1 protein-coding gene is annotated in these 456 nt (G+C 49.6%); it reads left to right on the forward strand.

Features of this window, described 5'->3' with window-relative positions:
* Positions 1–456, forward strand: a 456-nt coding sequence (locus tag Q1A08_RS21375; protein ID WP_299776424.1) for a hypothetical protein, incomplete at both ends; no start/stop codon positions are given.

A 456-nucleotide genomic window follows, 5' to 3' on the forward strand; every position in this document is an offset into this window, starting at 1 on the left:
GGTTTAGGTTCGCTCAGCATAGCTGGACAAAATATTACCGCAGCTGCATTAAACAACGCTTCAACCAGCAACATCACCGTTAATACTCCAGAAGGTGTATTAACTATTACCGATTACAATTCGGGCACGGGCGAGGTTACTTACAGCTACGATCCAAACGGTACAGCCAAAGATCACAGTGGTGGCGAAGTAGTTGATAGCTTGGCGGTGGTGGTAACCGACAGCGATGGCACGACAGCTAACGGTACTTTAGACATCTTAATTACCGATACTGCCCCGGTCGCAAACGCGGATGCCGATTCAACTGATGCCGACAATAACGCAACGGGTAATGTTAGAACTGATGTTGGTGGCGCTGATGTAGATGGTGCTGATGCAGCAGCGATTACCGGCGTAGTTGCGGGTACACAAACTGGCGATATCTCTGGTGGTGTTAATACGGCTATCGCGGGATCG

The organism is uncultured Pseudoteredinibacter sp., from assembly GCF_947500695.1.
GTDB lineage: Bacteria > Pseudomonadota > Gammaproteobacteria > Pseudomonadales > Cellvibrionaceae > Pseudoteredinibacter.